Origin of the sequence: Nonomuraea sp. LP-02, from assembly GCF_036289125.1 — a bacterium.
Taxonomy (GTDB): Bacteria; Actinomycetota; Actinomycetes; order Streptosporangiales; family Streptosporangiaceae; genus Nonomuraea; species Nonomuraea bangladeshensis.
Genome location: NZ_JAXCLK010000001.1, coordinates 8,922,804 through 8,940,088 on the forward strand (window position 1 = coordinate 8,922,804; position 17,285 = coordinate 8,940,088).

16 protein-coding genes and 1 pseudogene are annotated in these 17,285 nt (G+C 72.4%); 9 read left to right on the forward strand and 8 right to left on the reverse strand.

Features of this window, described 5'->3' with window-relative positions:
* Positions 1-64: 64 nt before the first annotated feature.
* Entirely contained in the window at positions 65-340 is a 276-nt protein-coding gene (locus SMD20_RS41535) for a WGxxGxxG family protein (protein WP_329591765.1), read from the reverse strand.
* A gap of 314 nt (positions 341-654) precedes the next feature.
* On the opposite strand from SMD20_RS41535, the gene SMD20_RS41540 reads away from it, so the two are divergent.
* The 4 genes from SMD20_RS41540 to SMD20_RS41555 all read left to right on the forward strand — a co-directional run bounded on the left by SMD20_RS41540 (position 655) and on the right by SMD20_RS41555 (position 2,282).
* Entirely contained in the window at positions 655-819 is a 165-nt protein-coding gene (locus tag SMD20_RS41540) for a hypothetical protein (RefSeq protein WP_177240487.1), read from the forward strand.
* A 47-nt stretch (positions 820-866) separates the two neighbouring features.
* The gene (locus SMD20_RS41545) at positions 867-1,202 is read left to right on the forward strand and encodes a chorismate mutase (RefSeq protein ID WP_329591767.1); all 336 of its coding nucleotides are present in this window, start codon (positions 867-869) and stop codon (positions 1,200-1,202) included.
* 120 nt (positions 1,203-1,322) lie between these two features.
* Positions 1,323-1,736 (forward strand): peptidase inhibitor family I36 protein, encoded by a 414-nt coding sequence (locus SMD20_RS41550; protein WP_329591769.1) that lies wholly within the window; start codon positions 1,323-1,325, stop codon positions 1,734-1,736.
* A 120-nt stretch (positions 1,737-1,856) separates the two neighbouring features.
* Positions 1,857-2,282 carry a nuclear transport factor 2 family protein gene (locus tag SMD20_RS41555; protein WP_329591771.1) on the forward strand — a complete coding sequence of 142 codons (426 nt, stop codon included), beginning with the start codon at positions 1,857-1,859 and terminating at the stop codon, positions 2,280-2,282.
* Positions 2,283-2,292: 10 nt separating this feature from the next.
* Here the strand turns inward: SMD20_RS41555 and SMD20_RS41560 are convergent, their stop codons facing one another.
* Positions 2,293-2,766: a proteasome activator gene (locus tag SMD20_RS41560; protein ID WP_329591773.1), complete on the reverse strand. Its 474-nt coding sequence runs from the start codon at positions 2,764-2,766 to the stop codon at positions 2,293-2,295.
* 73 nt (positions 2,767-2,839) lie between these two features.
* The gene (locus tag SMD20_RS41565) at positions 2,840-4,072 is read right to left on the reverse strand and encodes an FAD-dependent monooxygenase (RefSeq protein WP_329591775.1); all 1,233 of its coding nucleotides are present in this window, start codon (positions 4,070-4,072) and stop codon (positions 2,840-2,842) included.
* Positions 4,073-4,373: 301 nt separating this feature from the next.
* On the opposite strand from SMD20_RS41565, the gene SMD20_RS41570 reads away from it, so the two are divergent.
* Positions 4,374-4,760 (forward strand): hypothetical protein, encoded by a 387-nt coding sequence (locus SMD20_RS41570; RefSeq protein ID WP_329591777.1) that lies wholly within the window; start codon positions 4,374-4,376, stop codon positions 4,758-4,760.
* Positions 4,761-4,832: 72 nt separating this feature from the next.
* On the opposite strand, the gene SMD20_RS41575 is transcribed toward SMD20_RS41570, so the two are convergent.
* Entirely contained in the window at positions 4,833-5,693 is an 861-nt protein-coding gene (locus SMD20_RS41575; protein WP_329591779.1) for an SAM-dependent methyltransferase, read from the reverse strand.
* Between the two features lie 620 nt (positions 5,694-6,313).
* Between SMD20_RS41575 and SMD20_RS41580 the strand changes: the two genes are divergently transcribed.
* Positions 6,314-7,504 carry a low temperature requirement protein A gene (locus SMD20_RS41580; RefSeq protein ID WP_329591780.1) on the forward strand — a complete coding sequence of 397 codons (1,191 nt, stop codon included), beginning with the start codon at positions 6,314-6,316 and terminating at the stop codon, positions 7,502-7,504.
* An 18-nt stretch (positions 7,505-7,522) separates the two neighbouring features.
* On the opposite strand, the gene SMD20_RS41585 is transcribed toward SMD20_RS41580, so the two are convergent.
* The 4 genes and pseudogenes from SMD20_RS41585 to SMD20_RS41600 form a co-directional block, all read right to left on the reverse strand.
* Positions 7,523-8,428 (reverse strand): diacylglycerol/lipid kinase family protein, encoded by a 906-nt coding sequence (locus SMD20_RS41585; protein WP_329591782.1) that lies wholly within the window; start codon positions 8,426-8,428, stop codon positions 7,523-7,525.
* A 54-nt stretch (positions 8,429-8,482) separates the two neighbouring features.
* Positions 8,483-9,616 (reverse strand): winged helix DNA-binding domain-containing protein, encoded by a 1,134-nt coding sequence (locus SMD20_RS41590; RefSeq protein ID WP_329591783.1) that lies wholly within the window; start codon positions 9,614-9,616, stop codon positions 8,483-8,485.
* 9 nt (positions 9,617-9,625) lie between these two features.
* Complete coding sequence (locus SMD20_RS41595; protein WP_329591785.1) at positions 9,626-10,741, reverse strand: acyltransferase family protein; 1,116 nt, start codon at positions 10,739-10,741, stop codon at positions 9,626-9,628.
* A 10-nt stretch (positions 10,742-10,751) separates the two neighbouring features.
* Positions 10,752-11,983 (reverse strand): annotated as a pseudogene (locus tag SMD20_RS41600) (RNA-guided endonuclease InsQ/TnpB family protein).
* Between the two features lie 226 nt (positions 11,984-12,209).
* On the opposite strand from SMD20_RS41600, the gene SMD20_RS41605 reads away from it, so the two are divergent.
* Genes SMD20_RS41605 through SMD20_RS41615 form a run of 3 tightly spaced genes read left to right on the forward strand, consistent with a single transcriptional unit; the run spans position 12,210 to position 17,250 of the window.
* Positions 12,210-13,592, forward strand: a complete 1,383-nt coding sequence (locus tag SMD20_RS41605; protein WP_329591787.1) for a glutamate--cysteine ligase — start codon at positions 12,210-12,212, stop codon at positions 13,590-13,592.
* A 20-nt stretch (positions 13,593-13,612) separates the two neighbouring features.
* Positions 13,613-15,400, forward strand: a complete 1,788-nt coding sequence (locus tag SMD20_RS41610; RefSeq protein WP_329591789.1) for an N-acetylglutaminylglutamine amidotransferase — start codon at positions 13,613-13,615, stop codon at positions 15,398-15,400.
* Between the two features lie 8 nt (positions 15,401-15,408).
* Positions 15,409-17,250 carry a S9 family peptidase gene (locus SMD20_RS41615; protein WP_329591791.1) on the forward strand — a complete coding sequence of 614 codons (1,842 nt, stop codon included), beginning with the start codon at positions 15,409-15,411 and terminating at the stop codon, positions 17,248-17,250.
* Positions 17,251-17,285 lie beyond the last annotated feature (35 nt).

Below are 17,285 nucleotides of genomic sequence, written 5' to 3' on the forward strand. Positions count from 1 at the left end.
GGGCCGGTGTCATGGATGGGGGCCCGTCGCGTACGGCGGGCCCCCGGATGAGAACGCCGGCGTGCTACCGGCGCATGTTGCGATTGCCGACGTGCTCGGCGGTGCCGACGTCGTGGTGCTCACGGCGCCGCATGCCGGCGAAGCCCAGAAGTCCGAGCAGGCCCAGCAGGCCCCACAGACCGGCATTGCCGCCGCCGTCGCTCTGTCTGGTGTTGTCCTGCGGCGCAGGAGTGACCTGACCGTGCGCCACGGGCGCGACTGGCGTCTCGGCCGTGGCCGCGGCGGCCGGGGCGAGCGTCAGGAAGAACGCCAGTCCCAGTCCGGTGAGTGTCTTGCGCATTGGGTTCCCCCGATCCGGCGGTCCCACGATTGCCGAGACCGCCTGTTCTGCCTCCCTTTGCAGGAAGGCCCCCAAGCGGGGCGATCTCTGTCTCCCCCTGCTCACCAGGTCCCATACCGTTATGAATCTGTCTCAAACGACTTCTACTCGCGGGTAGGGGGCCGCGATGAGGGGTTCCGGCCGCTCTTCCGGGCGGCTTACTCGCCGGAGTGACCTGCGTCTCTTCCCATCACGTAAGGTTTCAGATCTCTTCCTTCGGGCAGAAGCACGAGGTCAACACATTCGACATCCGACCCCCTCTGCCTGGAGACGACATGCCCTCGACCGCCACTCCCGCCGATCCTGCCGGATCCCGCATGTTCTGCTCTGGTGACCCGTCCAACCTGGCCGGCAACGCCCACTGGTGGAACGAGTTCGGCGAGGACGGCAGGGGCACGCTCTATCGGTGCGAGGTGTGCGGGGTGACCGACCTGGGGTGAGGTGCCCGATGTGAGTAGCTTGCCTGATTAATGGCAGGCTGTCCCGCATGGAAAACTCCCAGCCCCTCACGGAGGAGGCCGTCCTCGAGGAGCTCCAGCGGCTCCGCGCCAGCATCGACAACCTCGACGCCGCCCTCGTACACCTGCTGGCGGAGCGGTTCAAGTGCACGCAGGAGGTCGGCCGGCTCAAGGCGGAGCACCGGCTGCCGCCTGCGGACCCCGAACGCGAGGCGCGGCAGATCCGCCGGCTGCGCGGCCTGGCCGAGGAGTCGAAGCTCGATCCGGTCTTCGCCGAGCGGTTCCTGAACTTCATCATCGCCGAGGTCGTACGCCACCACGAGCTGATCGCCAGCAGCATGTCGGAGAGCCGCGCGCGGAATTAGCAAATGCCCAGGCAGTGGCCGGTGGGCACGGAACCCCGCCCGAGTCAAGACTTTCTTGACGAAGATCGGCGAGGTATGTTCGGCCCACCGGCGAAAGAAACTTTCATCCGAAGAGGTGAAATGGGCAAGAAGTTACACCCGCTTCTGACTCTGCCGATCGTGGCGCTCGCGCTGCCCCTCATGTCCGCCCCGGCGCAGGCCGCCGACGGCTACGACCGTTGCCATGAGGGCTATTACTGCCTGTTCAGCGGCCTCAACGGCACGGGCGACATCGTCGAGCTGAACGCCAACGTCCCCGACCTGGCGGTCTACGGCATGGCCGACCGTGCCAAGTCCGACTGGAACCGTACCGACTCCGTCATCCACCTCTACTCCGAGGCCAACTGGGGCGGCTGCACCGCCACGACCGCGCCACGCGGGAAGGGCAACTTCTACAGCACCTACCGCGACTTCTTCAACGGGGTCCGCATCGGCGGCCCGAACGGCCCCTCCTGCGGAATCTCGGACGAGTTCCGCGTCAAGTCGCACCTCTGACCTCACGGCTCCGCGCATTCAGGCGGCGTCCGGCAGTGCCGGACGCCGCCTTTTTGCGTCGCCGATCCGTATGCTGTACGGTACGGCGTACGGCAAGCCACGAGGACAAGGGAGTCGCGCATGTATCAGCCGAGCGCCGAAGAGCTGAAGAGCATCGAGGAATGGTTCGCCGAGTACGACGCGCGGGCCGAGCGGGGTGAGCTCGACAAGCTGGCCGACCTGGGCGTCTTCCCCATGAACGTGGCCACCGACGTGCCCGGCGGCCACGCGGCGGTCCGGCAGTGGACGCGCGAGGAGTACCTGGAGGCGATGAAGGAGGCGATGGGCGGCGGCACGGCCGGGCTGGACCTCCGCTCGCGGCGGACCCCGCACTTCCTGAGCCCGAATCTGGTGGTCGTCGAGACGCGGGCCACCATGACCATCGAGGGCGAGGAGCAGGAGATGCACTACGCCGACCTGCTGGTGCGCACCGAGGACGGCTGGGCCTTCCAGACGATGATCCAGGGCGGCTGGGGATACGGCTGGCCCGCCGCCAGGCGCGGCTGAGGCCGGGGCCTCACAGGTACGGGCCCGTGCCGCGCGGCCGGTCCGGCAGCTCGTGGCCCTGGCCCTCGGGCCGCGACGGCCGGGCGCCGGCCTGCTGGAGCGCCAGCCCGGCCTTGATGCCCTGGAAGACGCCGTCCAGCCAGCCCACGAGCTGGCCCTGCATGATGCGCAGCTCCGCCTGGCTGGGCAGGCCGGGCGGCTCCTCGGGCATGAGGCGTTCGAGCTCCTCCCGCAGCTCGGGCGCCACCGAATCGCCGATCTCCTCGATGGCCTGCAGGTGGATGTGCTTGAGCTGGTCGCGGGCGCGCTCGTCCAGGGTCGTGTCCTGGGCCTCGTCCAGCAGCATGCGCACCATGTCGCTCATGCGCAGCAGCCGGGCCGGCTCGGTGACGCGGGCGATCTCCCGTTCCGCCGCGGTGGCCTGCGGCGACACCGCCGGCGGGCCGTGCTCTTCAGGACGGGGCGGGCCGGGTGTCGATGTCATGAGCCGTCCTCCGGGGTGCTGTTCGCTCGTGCGATCTCGGTTCCTCACCCCCTGCCCACGAACGGTGGCCTGATTACCCGCCCTCCGTGGGCCGCGGGCGGCAGCACTCGCAGGTCGGGACGCGGCCGAACTTCGCGGCCACCCAGTCCGTCCCCATCTGCAGGCCCTCCACCGCGCGGCCGACGTGGTAGTAGAGCCTCGGCGGCACCCGCCCGAGCAGCGTGCCGTGCCGCTGGCCGAGCAGCGCGACGAACTGGTGCGGCGCGAGGGCGGCGTAGCGGGGCAGGTTCTCGTACCAGCGGGCGCTGTTGCGGGCCGAGCGCTGGGTGGGCCGGATGGAGGGGATGCGCTTGCGCGAGTAGCGGGCGAGCGCGGCCCGCGGGTCGGGCTCGATGCGCAGCGCGTCGGCCAGGAAGGCGGCATCACCCAGCGCCAGCGCGGTGCCCGCGCCGATGGAGTAGTGGGTGGTGTGCGCGGCGTCCCCGAGCAGGACCAGGTTGCCGCGGTGCCAGCTGCGGTTGGTGAGGGTGCGGAACCGGAGCCAGTGAGCGCTGCCGTCGGGCTGCTCGCGGCCGATCAGCGGGTGGCCGTCCAGGACGCCGGCGAACAGCTTCTCCAGCACCGCCAGGCTGTCGGCCTCGCTCGCCCCGTCGAGGCCGAGGCCCGTCCAGGTCGCGGGCGCGCACTCGATCACGCAGGTGCTGTGCTCGTTGCCGTACGGGTAGCCGTAGCACCAGATCCAGCCGTGCGCGGTCTCCACGAACGAGAAGACGAACGAGTCGAAGATCTTCGTCGTGCCGAGCCACATGTAGACGTTGCGGCCGACGGTGAACTCGGAGCCGAAGTGCTCGGCGTGCGGCTCGCGCAGTTTGCTGTTGATCCCGTCGCCCGCCACGACCACGTCCATGCCGGCCAGCTCGGGTGCGTCTGGGCCGGTGATCTCGTGCTCGTACGCGATCTGGACGCCGAGTTCGCCCGCGCGGCGGCCGAGGATGTCGAGCAGGGTCTTGCGGCCGATGCCGAAGCCGTCGTCACTGTGCTCCATCATGAGCGTCGCGCGCTCCTGGAGCTCGACCACCCAGTTGTCCCAGTGGACGGAGTTCTCCCTGATGGCCTGGGCGGACGCCGGGTCGAGGGCGTACAGGTTCTCCAGGAGCTGCACCCAGTACGTCACACCCCAGCCGTAGGTCGAGCCGGCCGGGTTCCGCTCGTAGACCGTGATCTCGTGGGAGGCGTCAATCCGCTTCATGAGGATCGAGAAGTACAGGCTGGCGGGCCCGCCGCCGACGCAGGCGATCTTCATCATCGAACTCCCATTCCGCGTATTGTGGCCGGTACGTAGCAGAAAGTAGCAGGCCGGTTACAGGCGGAGGTCTGCTCTCATAGAGCCTCAGGTCATGACCTCACCACGGGGTCGTAGAGCGCCCGGCCTCGCGCCGGGGGCGCGGCGGAGGCGCTCAGACGTTCGAAGCCCTCCAGAAGTTCACGAGGCGCCGGCCAAAAAATCTTTGGCGCCGCACTCCGGGGTGGCTCGCGCCGCAGGCAGGCCGGTGAAATTACGTTCTGTCGTGGCTCCTATCCGTGAGTTACCCAAAGGGGGAAACCGAATGCTTCGTCGTGCTCTGGCGGGCTGCCTCGCCCTTGCGGCCGCCGGTCTCGTCACCGCCGCCGGCTCCGCAGCACACGCCGACATCAAGGCGCCGAACGCCCGCGCCGCGGCGATCGTGGACCAGTGGGGCGCCCTGATCGACGGCAAGAACGTCATCCGGACGTGGCGCCCGAGCGACGGCCGCTACTGCGTGCAGATCGCGCCCCCCATCGACACGAGGGACGCGCTGATCCAGCTCACCTCACGGACCGACGCGCGGGTGCTGTCCATCGCCTACCGCTTCCCGTCGCAGCAGTGCGACAACCAGCCCAACACCATCGCGGTGCGCGTCGTCGGCACCGACGGCAGGTCCGCGAACGGCGGCTTCGACCTGTACATCGCCTGACGCCCGCCATGCCGTGACGGCCGCGCGCCCCGCCCGGGGCGCGCGGCCGCGCCGTTTCCGGGGGTGGCGCGGTCAGGGGATGTGCGCCACGGCTCCGTAGTTGCCCGAGGCGGCGGGCTGGTCGGCGCAGGCGGCGTCGTCGTCCTCCGGGGCGGCGTCGCCGGGGGCGCCGGCGTGCCACTCGGGCACCCAGACGAGGCCGGGGTCCACCAGGTCCAGGCCGTCCAGCAGGGCCTCGACCTCCTCCTTCGTACGGATGGCGAGACGCGGGAGCGTCATGGCGAGCATGTCGCGGACGGCGGGGAGCAGCTCCTGGGGGACGGCGTCGAACGTGGTGTGCGCCAGGGCGAGGAAGCTGCCCGCCGGAGCCGTGTGGCGCAGGCGCTTGATGACGTAGTGGGCGTACTCCTCGTCGTCGAGGCTCTGCGCGGACAGCAGCAGGACCGCTATGGGCCGGTCCCAGTCGAGGAAGGTCTGGACGACCCGGTCGCCGAGCATCTCGTCGATCTCGTGGACGTCGCCGTCCACGACCCGGACCAGATCGGAGAAGGGTTCGATGGTGGCCTGGGCCATGGTGACGACCATCGGGTTGTTCTCGACGTACACGGTCCGGACGGCGGGGCTGGGGGAGGCCTGGCGGGCGAGGTCGTGCAGGCGGCGGCCGGGCGGGAGGCCGCTGGGCACGCCACTGCCGATGATCATGAATTGGTCGACGCCCTCGTGGGCGGCCAGATGGCGAATGACGCGGGAGAGGAACTGCAGGACGGCGCGGGCGGCGGTGGTGACGACGGGAGCGGCTTGCTCGAAATGGCGCACCATGTCCTTGTCCGCCTGGAAGTTGTTCTTCCCGCCGGCCGCTGCGTCGAAAAGGCGCGTCATGCGCGCCTGCGTCGTTTCGAGCTTGGCCAGGTTTCGGACAGCCCTTTGGTGCATGAGCGTTGCCCCTTTCCCACGCCGCCACCCGTCCGGGGTTGACGATCTTCGGACCTCACTCGATGACTCTGACCATATGTTCCAACAATTCCAGTCAATCGCAATGCGGTAGACCGGTTATTTCGGGAAATGTTTGTGACCAGAATCGCGGCGACGAGGGCTGCGCGGGGTTGTTCGATCAAGAAATGGCTTCCTATTCATGCACGTCGACGATGGTTCGGTGGAACCCGAAGAAGGGGATAGACGGGCCGCTGAATGATCGAATCTGCGGGCGGTTCCGGGGTTGTGATTTTTCGGGCTTATGGGCTGAGTGAGGTTTGTGGGGTTGGCGAGGCCCCGTGTGATTTTTTCGATGGCGGCCTCGTCGGCCGACCCACCGCGTCCGGAACGGACGGCCGCGGGCCGCGGCGGCAGGGGCGGGCGGGAGCCGGTGCGGACCTCGCGCGGCGCGGGACGCGGGCATGGCGAACCCTTACAGATCGCGGAAAACAGGGTGATCGTGGAGACGTCCCCCTATAACCGCCTATAACCTTCCCGTCGGCAATCGATCCGGGAAGGGAATGGGGTGGCCGGCCATGGCCGAGCAGGGGGACCCGCGGCGCGGGCCGAGGTTATCGAGCGTGACCGGCCAGGCGGGGGAAAGCCACCGGACGACGGCCTTCGAGCTCTTCTTCGACCTGGTCTTCGTGTTCGCGGCGACCCGGGTGACCGTCCTCATGGCGGGCGAGCACAACGTCCACGGACTGCTCCAAGGGCTGCTGCTGCTCGCGCTGCTGTGGTGGACGTGGGAGGGCTACACCTGGCTCGGCAACCAGGCACGCGCCGACGACGGCGTGGTACGCGGCGGCATGGCGGTGGCGAGCGCCGCGGTGATCGTCATGGCGCTGACGATCCCCGAGGCGTGGCGGGACACGCCGGGCGGGCTGGACGGGCCGCTCGTGCTCGTGGGGGCGTACGTGCTGGTGCGGGCCACGTACCTCACCGTGCGGTCCGCCGTGGACGGGACCGTCGTGGAAACGGTGGCCGGGGGCGGCGAAGGGGCGCGCCGCAGGCTCGGGCTCTCCTGGGCGACGTTGCTGGCGGTCGTGCCGCTGCTGGTGGCGGGCGCGCTGCTCGGCGGATGGGCGCAGACGGTGCTGTTCGCCGGGGCGCTCGCCGTGGACCGGGCCGGGACGCACCTGGCCGCGCGCCGCGGCGGCCTGCGGGTCGGCGACGCGGCGCGGTGGAGCGAACGGCACGGGCTGTTCGTGCTGCTCGCCATCGGCGAGTCGGCCGTGGCCGCCGGCGTGGGGGTCGCGGGGCGGGCGGTGAGCGTCCCGCTGCTCGCCGGGGCCGTGCTCGGGATCGCGGTGGCCGTGTGCCTGTGGTGGCTGTACTTCGACGTGGTCGCACCGGCGGCCGAGCACCGGCTGGTGCGCGCGCTCGGTGTGATCCGCGTCAAGATGGTCGTGGAGGGCTACACCTACGGGCACTTCCCCATCGTGGCCGGCGTCATCGTGACCGGGCTCGGCGTCCAGGGCGTGCTGGCCCACGCGGGCGAGGGCGTGGCGCTCGGCGGCTTCCACGCGTCCGTCCTGTACGGCGGCGCCGCACTCTACCTCGGCGGGCACGTGCTGTTCGGCGGCCTGATGCACGGCGTGCTCAGCCTGCCGCGGCTGCTCGCCATCGGCGCGCTGCTGGCCGGGCTGCCGGCGGCGATCGCGCTGCCGCCGCTGGCCGCGCTGGCGGGGCTGACGCTCGTCCTGGTCGTGCTGGTCACCGTGGAGACCACGCGCTTCGCCGAGCAGCGCCGCGACCTCCGGGAAGCCTGAGAGGAGCGGGCCCCGCGGTCAGGAACGCGGCGCGACGACCCGCCAGGCGGCCGGACGGAGGGTCCAGGAGCGGCGCGGAGCGGGCGGGCACAGCTCGCCGTCGGCGTTGGCCGGCACCGGCTCGCCCTCGACCACGACCGCGCGTCCCCGGAACGTCGCCACGTCGTCCCGCTCCGGGTGCCGGCCGAGCCGCAGCAGCACCCCGTACGCCAGCCGCCCCCACGGCGAGACCGCGTAGGAGACGACCACGTCGGCGAGGCCGTCGTCGGGACGCGCGCCGGGGGCCAGGGGAGTGCCGCCGCCGATCGAGGCGCCGTTGCCGACGCCCACCATGAGGACCCGGCGGCGCCCGTCGGCGACCAGCTCGCCGTCCACGCGCACCCGGAGCCGCCAGCCCTTGCTGCGCACGCCCGCGAGCAGCGCGCCGGCGGCGTACGCGGCCCGGCGCAGGACCGGCTTGAGCGGCGTCGCCCGCCGGCTGGCCTCCGCGCCGACGCCCACGTGCACGGCGTTGAGCACGATCCCCCCGCCCCCGTCCTCGTCCTCGTCCTCGACGAGCAGGTCCAGGGGGCGGGGCGTGCCGTCCAGGACGACGCGTGCGGCTTCGACGGGGTCCAGCGGGATGCCGAGCGTCCGGGCCAGGTCGTTGCCGGTGCCCATCGGGATCAGACCCACCTGGCGGCGCTCCAGCTCGCCGCGGGCCAGCAGCGCCGCCACCACCCGGTGCAGGGTGCCGTCGCCGCCGAGCACGACGGGCTCGCGGCCGGGGTGCTCGGCGAGCGCCCGGTCCAGGTCGTCCGGCCGCTCCAGGGCGTGGAAGACCACGTCCGCCCCGCCGCCGAGCACGCCGAGCACCGCCCGGCGGGTCGCCTCGTCGTCCCCGCCCGCGGCCGGGTTGCCCATCGCCAGCAGCTTGCGCGCCATCCCACTCCTCCCAGCGACCGCCCCGGTGCCCCGCCACGAGCGGGCCAAACGCGGTCAGGCAGGCAGGATCCGTATCTCGGCCGCCGGCAGGGCGCCCCACCAGCGGGCGTAGCTCAGGTACACGCGCGGGTCGCGACCGGCCAGCAGCGCCAGCAACTCCCTGGCCTCGGCGGCGAGCGCGTCCCACGTCTCCTCGGGCAGGGGGTGGAAGGCGGAGGCCTCGATGCCGCCCTCCGCCGGCCGCCACACCCCGGCCACGTGGCCGTCCACGAGCAGCGTGGGCAGGACGTCGCCGTTGGCGCGGATGACGAGCTTGCGGTACGCGGGTGGGATGACGCGGGCCCGGTCGGCGTAGGCGAGCAGCACGTTGTCCCACATGGCCATGAGCCGGGGCGGGGCGGGCGTGTCCGCGCCGGGCCGCGGCGCCCCCGGCACGTCGAACAGCTCCGTGCCGTCCGGCCCCTCCAGGCGCTCCAGCCCGTCGGACAGCGCCTGGAGGGCCGCGCGCGCCCGTGGCCGGTGGACCATCGCGAACTGGGCCACGTCCAGGACCGAAGCGGGCCCGAACGCCTCCAGATACCGCAGGGTGAGCTCCCGCAGGCAGTCGTCCTCGTCCCCGGGGACGGCGCCCGGCAGGGCGGCCAGGTACGCGGGCCTCGGCCCGAACGACCACGCCCCTCCGGTCGGCGCGTGCCGCAGCGGCGCGATCGAGCGCATCACCCGCAGCACGTTCCTCGGCGACAGGGGCGCGCGCTCGGCGATCCACGCCTCGATCTCGGCGCCCGTACGCGGCCGGTCGGCGGCGAAGACCAGCAGGTCGGGCACCAGAGCGTCGGCCTCGGCGGGCGTGAGGCCGGTCTCGGCGAAGCGCCGGTCGCCGAGCCGCGAGCCCCGCAGCGTCCGCCGCAGGGCGAGATGCATGGCCGGATGGTCGTCGGCGTGCACCACGTGCAGGGTGATCCGCATGAGCGTGGCCTTCACCAGCGAGCCGCCGGCGAACGCCGCGTCCAGCGCGGCCGGGTCGAACCCGGCGAGCCGGTTCCAGAGCGCGAGGTAGGGCGAGGCGGGTTGCTGCGCCTGCAGCCCGACCAGGCGGCGGACCGCGGGGGCGACGTCCAGCGGCTCCCGGCGCAGCAGGAACTGCCGGGCCAGGGTGGCGCGGTTGAGATCGCGGAGGGTCAGGGGCATGGGGACAATCTAGGCGTTCTGCGGCTTGCGCAGCCGCCGTCCCAGCCGCTGCGCCGGCGCCTCGATCAGGCGGTACGTCACCCCGCTCAACGGGACGAGCACGAGGTAGTACACCCCGAGGTTGGGCGCGAGATGCAGCAGGAGCGGATGCAGCAGATAGAGCGAGAAGCTGACCACGCCGAGCCAGGTCAGCCAGCGCGGGAAGGCCCGCCCGCGCAGCGCGAACGCCAGCCCGAACACGGCGAAGGCCAGCACGAGCGCCGGCGCCCAGCCGGGGTCGTCCTTGGCCGGGATCCCGCAGCCGAGCACGGCCGCCACGGCGATGGCCGCCGCCCGCCACGGGATCTCGCCGCGTTCGGCCCGGTACACGGCGGTGCCCGCGAACATGGCGGCCAGGATGATCACGCCCTGCCAGGTGCCGCCCCGGCTGCCGGCGACCACCAGCGCGAGGCCGAGCAGGCCGCCCGTGACGGCGGCCGCCGTACGGGCCCGGCCGCCGGCCAGCGCGGTCACCGCGACGGCGGCCACCACGGCGAGGCAGAGCAGCGCGGCGAGCAGGTCGCCGCGGCCGATCACGGCGCGCGGCATGAGCAGTCCTAACGGCACGGCGGCGACCGCCAGGGCCAGGGAGATCCCCGCCGACCTGCGGGCCTGGCCGGTCACGTAGAGGGCCACGCTGATGAGGTAGAACGCCATCTCGTACGACAGCGTCCACGTCACGGACACGACGGCGGGCAGGTTGAGCAGCTCCTGGAGCATCGCCACGTTGCCGAGCGCGACGAGGGGGAGCGGGCGGGAGCCGAGCCCGGAGGCGAGCGGGACCAGCCCGGCGGCGGCCAGCAGGAGCGCCGCGCAGCAGGCGGCGAGCAGGAGCGGGAGAAGGCGGAAGGCCCGCCCGGTCCAGAAGCCGCGTACGTCGCCGCGCCGCTCCAGCGAGGCGGGGATGATGTAGCCGCTCACCAGGAAGAACACGAACACCCCCCACGTGCCCAGATCGACGCGGGCGTCGACGACGGCGTAGAGGGCGGGGACGAAGGTCCAGCCGCCGTGGTGCGCGGTGACGGCCAGCGCCGCCGGCCCCCGGAGGGCGTCCAGCCAAGCCAGCCGGGCAGGGGGCAAGGACATTCGTCGGAGTCTAGGACATCCTCCCCCTCGTGAACGAGGGGGTTCCGACCGTCGCCGGCCGGTCTTCCTGCTTCATTGCTGATCGCCCGCCCGAGAGGAGTCTCGTTGAGGTCTTACACCAGCTCCACAGGCGTTTCAGCTCTCCGCCAGCCCGGCGGCGAGCACGTTTCTGGCCGCGTTCACCTCCCGGTCATGGACCGCACCGCACCCACAGGTCCACTTGCGGACGCTCAACGGCATTTGCTCCTGCAGCGTCCCGCAGATCGAGCACAGCTTGGAGGAGGGAAAGAAGCGGTCCACGACCGCCAGCGTGCGGCCGTACCAGTCCGTCTTGTACTCCAGCATGGACCGCAGTTCCCGCCAGCCGGCGTCGGAGATGGCGCGGGCCAGCCTGCGGTTCTTGACCATGTTGCGGACGGCCAGGTCCTCCACGGCGATCACTTGATTCTCGGAAAGCAGCCGTGTGGTGACCTTGTGCAGGTAGTCCCGGCGCCGGTCGGCGATCCGGGCGTAGATCTTCGCCACGCGCAGCCGGGCCTTGGCCCGGTTGTTCGACCCCTTCTCCTTACGGGCCAGGGCTCGCTGCGCCTTGGCCAGCCGACGCCGCTCACGACGCTCATGACGCGGATTGACGATCTGCTCACCGCACGACAGCGTCAGCAGCGCGGTCAGGCCGGCGTCCACGCCCGTCCACCGCTCGACCGGCGGCAACGGCGCGATCTTCTCCTCCACCAGCAGGGACACGAACCACCGCCCCGCCGCGTCCTTCGACACGGTGACCGTGGACGGCTCGGCTCCCTCGGGCAGCGGGCGCGACCACACGATGTCCAGCGGGGTGTTCATCTTCGCCAGGGTGAGCCGGCCGTCACGCCAGCGGAACGCCGAACGGGTGTATTCGGCCGACGCCCGCGACCGCTTCTTGCTCTTGAACGTGGGGTACTTGGCCCGGCGGGCGAAGAAGTTCGCGAACGCCGCCTGCAGATGCCGCAGCGCCTGCTGCAACGGCACCGACGACACCTCGTTCAGAAACGCCAGCTCGGGTGTCTTCTTCCAGACGGTCAGCGTGGCCGACGACTCGGTGTAGGAGACGCCGCGGCCTTCCAGCTTGTAGGCGCGGGTCCGCTCTTCAAGAGTCTTGTTGTAGACCAGGCGTACGCAGCCGAACGTCCGGACAAGCTCTTCGGCCTGTTCGAGGGTCGGGTAGAAGCGGTACTTGTAGGCCCGCTTCACGAGCTGCGCCACCTTTCGATTGTATGTGCGAGATCGCTCGCGCACCGGCCGATTCGAAAAGACGACGGCGGTTCTCCTGGCGGCGTACCGCCTGCTCCCGCCCTGCTCCGCAGGAGTCCGATTCCTCCCCCGCCTGAAGGCGGGGGTCTCCTCGGAGGCATCTGATGAAGGACGATGCTAAACCTGCGATTTATGGGGGAGTGTCACCCTTTAGGGCGCGATGTCGGGGGTGATGGCCGTGCCGGAGCCAGGAGAGCCCATCAAGGTGGGGGTGGAGGAGGAGTTTCACGTCGTGGACCTGCGGACCCGCCACCTGGCGGCCCGGTCGGGACTGCTGCTGGCGGCACTGCCCCCTGCCCGCTTCACGCACGAGCTGCAGCGCTCGATGGTGGAGTCCAACAGCCTGCCCTTCCGTGGCCTGACCGAGCTGGCCCGCGACCTGTGCGGCATGCGCGCCGCGCTGGTCCGCGAGGCGGAGGCGCTCGGCCTCGGCGTCGTGGCCGCGGGCAGCCCGCAGCTCGTGGACGAGGACCAGCTCAAGATCTTCCCCGACCCCCGCTACGAGCGGATGCTCATCGACTTCCAGGTGCTCACCCGCGAGCAGCTCATCTGCGGCATGCACGTGCACGCCGAGGTACGCGACCGGGAGCTGGCCGTGGCCGTCGCGCACCGGCTCGCGCCGTGGCTGCCGCCGCTGCTGGCGCTCAGCGCCAGCTCCCCGTTCTGGGACGCCGCCGACACCGGCTACGCCAGCTACCGCACCCTGGTGTGGCAGCGCTGGCCCACCACCGGCCCGATGGCGTCCTACGGCTCGGCGGCCGAGTACCAGCAGATGATCGACGCGCTGATCCGCTCCGGGGTGATCGCCGACCCCGGGATGATCTACTTCGACATCCGGCCCTCCTGCCACCTGCCCACCGTGGAGCTGCGCATCTGCGACTCCTGCCCGCGGCTGGCGGACGTCGTGCTGATCGCCGGGCTGTTCCGTGCGCTGGTCGCCACCGAGCTGGAGGTGGCCCGCAGGGGGGCCGGGCGCGAGGTGCGCCTGGAGGCGGTACGCGCGGCGACCTGGCAGGCGGCGCGCTCGGGGCTGGAGGGCGAGCTGGTCGACCCGGTGGAGGGGGTGCCGCGCCCGGCGGCCGAGGTGATCGCCCGCCTGCTCGACCGGGCACGCCCGCACCTCACGGAGGTCGGCGACTGGGAGCTGGTCTCGGCGCTGGCCCGGCAGGCGCCGGCGCGGGGCAGCTCGGCGGCGCGGCAGCGGGCGGCCCACGCCCGGCGCGGCCGACTTGAGGACGTCGTGGACCTCCTGCTCGCCGAGACCCGCTCCTGCGACTGGGCCCCAGCCCCGCCCGACCCCTGGCCCGAGGCCCGGCCAGACCGCCGGCCCGAGGCCCGGCCTGGTCTCGAGCCCGAACATCAGCCTGATCACCGGCTTGGGACCGGGCCCGAGCCTGCCCCTCGGCCTGATCACCAGACCGTCCACCGAACCGACCCCCGGCCCGGCCACCAAGCCGACCCGCGGCCGGACCACCAGACCGGCCACCAGACCGGCCACCAGACCGACCCCCGGACCGACCCCCAAACCGACCCCCGGCCCGATCATCGGCCGGCGGTCTGACGACAAGGAGGTTTTTCATCATGTGCGGCCTGTGCGGTGAGATCCGCTTCGACGACGAGGAGGCGGACATCGCCGCGGTGGACCGGATGACGGAGGCGATGCACGACCGAGGGCCGGACGGCTCGGGGTTGTGGTCGCAGGGCCCGGTCGCGCTGGGCCACCGCCGCCTGAAGATCATCGACCTGTCCGACAAGGCGGCCCAGCCGATGGTGGACGGCGAGCTGGGGCTGGAGGTGGTGTTCAACGGCTGCCTGTACAACTACGCGGAGCTCCGCGACGAGCTGCGCCGCGACGGCTACGGCTTCTACTCCACCTCCGACACCGAGGTGCTGATGAAGGCCTACCACCGGTGGGGCACCGCCTGCGTCGAGCGCTTCAAGGGCATGTTCGCCTTCGCCGTCGCCGAGCGCGACACCGGCCGCGTGGTGCTGGGCCGCGACCGGCTCGGCATCAAGCCGCTGTACCTGGCCGAGAACGGCCGCCGGCTGCGCTTCGCCTCATCACTGCCCGCCCTGCTGGCCGCCGGCGACGTGGACACCGCCGTCGATCCGGTGGCCCTGCACCACTACATGACCTTCCACGCGCTGGTGCCGGGCGAGCGTACGATCCTCGCCGGGGTGCGCAAGCTGCCCGCCGCGACCGTCCGCGTGGTCGAGCCGGATGGCACGAGCCGCGAGCACCGCTACTGGGACCCGCCCTACACCCGGGGCGCGCTGCCCGAGCACGCCGGTCTCGATGCGGAGGAGTGGCGGCGGGCCGTCCTGGACGCGCTGCGCGCGGCGGTGCGCCGCCGCATGGTGGCCGACGTGCCGGTGGGTGTGCTGCTGTCCGGCGGCCTGGACTCCAGCCTCATCGTGGCGCTGCTGGCCGAGCAGGGGCAGGAGGGGCTGGCCACGTTCAGCATCGGCTTCGAGGCGGCGGGCGGCGAGAAGGGCGACGAGTTCGCCTACTCCGACCTGGTGGCCGAGCGCTTCGGCACCGCACACCACCGCATCCGCATCCCCGACAGCCGCCTCGTCGACGGCCTGGAGCGGGCGGTGCTGGCCATGAGCGAGCCGATGGTCAGCCACGACTGCGTCGCCTTCTACCTGCTGTCGGAGGAGGTCGCCCAGCACGTCAAGGTGGTGCAGTCGGGCCAGGGCGCCGACGAGGTGTTCGCCGGCTACCGCTGGTTCCCGCCGCTGGCGGACGTGCCGCGCGAGCGGGCCGCCGAGGTCTACGCCCGCGAGTTCTTCGACCGCCCGCACGGCGAGCTGGCCCGCGTCCTCGCGTCCGGGCACCTGCTGGATCACGACGCGAGCGGCGCGTTCGTCCGCGAGCACCTGGCCAGGCCGGGCGCCGACACCGCGCTCGACGCCGTGCTGCGCCTGGAGACCACCGCCATGCTGGTGGACGACCCGGTCAAACGGGTGGACAACATGACCATGGCGCACGGGCTGGAGGCCCGCACCCCGTTCCTGGACCATGAGCTGGTGGAGCTGGCGGCGGCCTGTCCCGCCGAGCTGAAGCTGGCGCACGGCGGCAAGGGCGTGCTCAAGGACGCCGCCCGCCGCCTGCTGCCCGCCGACGTCATCGACCGGCCCAAGGGCTACTTCCCGGTGCCGGCCATCCGGCACGTGGACGGACGCGTCCTGGACCTGGTGCGCGACGCGCTGACCAGCCGGGCGGCCCGCGAGCGCGGCCTGTTCCGCCCCGAGTACGTCGCCCGCCTGCTCGCCGACCCCGACGCCGACGGCACGCCGACCGGCGTGAACCCGCTCTGGCAGCTCGGCCTGCTCGAAATGTGGCTGCAGGCCCACGGGGTATGACGGGGCGCATGACGCCGGACCTGGGCGGGCTCGCGCACGTTCCCTCGCCCGCCAGCCTGACCGCCGAGAGCTGCCTGGCGCCCGCGCTGGCCCCCGACGACAGCGCCGTGGCTTACGTCAGCGACCGCGACGGCCACCCCAAGGTCTGGGTCCAGCCACTGCGGGACGGCGCAGAGGCGTGGCCGGTGGACACCGGGCCGCAGCCGGTCATGGACGTGAGCTGGGCGCCCACGGGCGGGCACCTGGCCGTGCTGGTCGCGCCGGGCGGCGGGGAGCACACGCAGGTGGAGGCCGTGCAGACGCACGGCGGCGACCTGCGCACGCTGGCCGCCCCGCCCGGCGGTTCGGCGTCGATGGTGCGCTGGACCGGCCGCGGCGAGACGCTGCTCGTCGCCGAGACCGCCGCCGACGGCCTGACCAGCGCCGTCCTGGTGGACGCCGTCACCGGCGGGCGCAGGCCGATCGCCGCCGGCCACCTGCTGTGGCCGGCCTCGGTCAGCCGCGACCATTCCAGGATGTTGTTGCGGCGCGGCCCGCGCGGCGCCCGCCGGATGTACGTGGCCGACCTCGCGAACGGCGTGGAGCAGCCGCTGCTGCCCGGCCTGACCGGCACCACCGACCTCGGCGTGCTGTCGCCGGACGGCCGCACCGCCTACCTGGTCACCGACGCGGGCCGTGACCGCGCCGCGCTGCTGGCCGCCCGCCGGGGCGCGCTGGCTCCGGCGGAGGTGCTGGCCGAGCGCGAGGACGCGGAGCTGGACCGGTTCGCGCTGAGCGCGGACGGCCGCCGGGCGCTGCTGGTCTGGAACCGGTACGGCCGCTCCGAGCTCGACCTCCTGGACCTGGGCCGGGGCGAGCTGCGGGCGCTGCCGCCGCCGCCCGCCGCCGTGGTCACCTCGGCCCGCCTCTCCTGGCACGGTACGCTGGCCGCGCTCGCGGCGGAGAGCCCGGAGGAGCCGTCCCACGTGCTGGTGTGCGACCTCGGCACGGGCCGCTACCGGCGGGTGGCGGGCGCGGGTCCGCTGCAGGCGGCGGGCGGGGCCGAGCCGGTACGGCTGCGCGCCCGCGACGGGCTGGAGCTGACCGCCTGGCTGTACCGGCCGCCGCACGTCACCGGGCCCGCCCCGTACGCGCTCTACCTGCACGGCGGCCCGGAGGACGAGGAGCGCCCGACGTTCAACCCGCTGTTCCAGAACCTGCTGGCCGCCGGGATCGGGGTGTTCGCCCCCAACGTGCGCGGCTCCGGCGGGCACGGCCGCGCCTTCCGCCGCGCGGACGACGGAGCGCTGCGCTTTCGGGCCATCGAGGACGTGGCCGACTGCGCGGCCGAGCTGGTCCGCCTGGGCCTGGCCGATCCCGGCCGGCTGGCCTGCATGGGCTGGTCGTACGGCGGCTATCTGACGCTGGCGGCGCTGGTCGCCCATCCCGGCCTCTTCCGGGCGGGCGTGGACGTGGCCGGCATCGCCGACTTCGAGACCTTCTACGCCCGCACCGAGCCGTGGATCGCCGAGGCCGCCTTCAGCGAGTACGGCCATCCGGAGGCCGACCGCGACCTGCTGCGCGCCCTGTCGCCGCTGCGCGCGCTCGACCGGCTGGCCGCCCCGCTGCTGCTCGTGCACGGCGCCGCGGACACGAACGTGCCGCTGTACGAGGCCGAGCAGGTCCTCGCCGCCGCCCGCGCGCTGGGGCTGCCCTGCGAGGCGCTGTTCTTCGACGACGAGGGTCACGAGATCCGCCAGGTCGCCAACCGGATCAGTTTCGTGGCCAAAGTGGTGGACTGGCTCTCACATCAGCTCAGAACGGTCGAGTACCGCCCAACCGGTCGCAAGGACTTCGGTCGCGCTCGGTAATCAGGCGATTCCCGTCAGAAGCCACGGGTACCGGA

Coding starts and splice junctions, on each gene's coding strand:
- SMD20_RS41590 (WP_329591783.1), bottom strand. CDS start 9,616: ATGCCCCTGACCCTCCGCGATCTCAACCGCGCCACCCTGGCCCGGCAG.
- SMD20_RS41615 (WP_329591791.1), top strand. CDS start 15,409: ATGACGCCGGACCTGGGCGGGCTCGCGCACGTTCCCTCGCCCGCCAGC.
- SMD20_RS41545 (WP_329591767.1), top strand. CDS start 867: ATGGAAAACTCCCAGCCCCTCACGGAGGAGGCCGTCCTCGAGGAGCTC.
- SMD20_RS41540 (WP_177240487.1), top strand. CDS start 655: ATGCCCTCGACCGCCACTCCCGCCGATCCTGCCGGATCCCGCATGTTC.
- SMD20_RS41565 (WP_329591775.1), bottom strand. CDS start 4,072: ATGATGAAGATCGCCTGCGTCGGCGGCGGGCCCGCCAGCCTGTACTTC.
- SMD20_RS41560 (WP_329591773.1), bottom strand. CDS start 2,766: ATGACATCGACACCCGGCCCGCCCCGTCCTGAAGAGCACGGCCCGCCG.
- SMD20_RS41570 (WP_329591777.1), top strand. CDS start 4,374: ATGCTTCGTCGTGCTCTGGCGGGCTGCCTCGCCCTTGCGGCCGCCGGT.
- SMD20_RS41595 (WP_329591785.1), bottom strand. CDS start 10,741: ATGTCCTTGCCCCCTGCCCGGCTGGCTTGGCTGGACGCCCTCCGGGGG.
- SMD20_RS41535 (WP_329591765.1), bottom strand. CDS start 340: ATGCGCAAGACACTCACCGGACTGGGACTGGCGTTCTTCCTGACGCTC.
- SMD20_RS41550 (WP_329591769.1), top strand. CDS start 1,323: ATGGGCAAGAAGTTACACCCGCTTCTGACTCTGCCGATCGTGGCGCTC.
- SMD20_RS41585 (WP_329591782.1), bottom strand. CDS start 8,428: ATGGCGCGCAAGCTGCTGGCGATGGGCAACCCGGCCGCGGGCGGGGAC.
- SMD20_RS41610 (WP_329591789.1), top strand. CDS start 13,613: ATGTGCGGCCTGTGCGGTGAGATCCGCTTCGACGACGAGGAGGCGGAC.
- SMD20_RS41555 (WP_329591771.1), top strand. CDS start 1,857: ATGTATCAGCCGAGCGCCGAAGAGCTGAAGAGCATCGAGGAATGGTTC.
- SMD20_RS41575 (WP_329591779.1), bottom strand. CDS start 5,693: ATGCACCAAAGGGCTGTCCGAAACCTGGCCAAGCTCGAAACGACGCAG.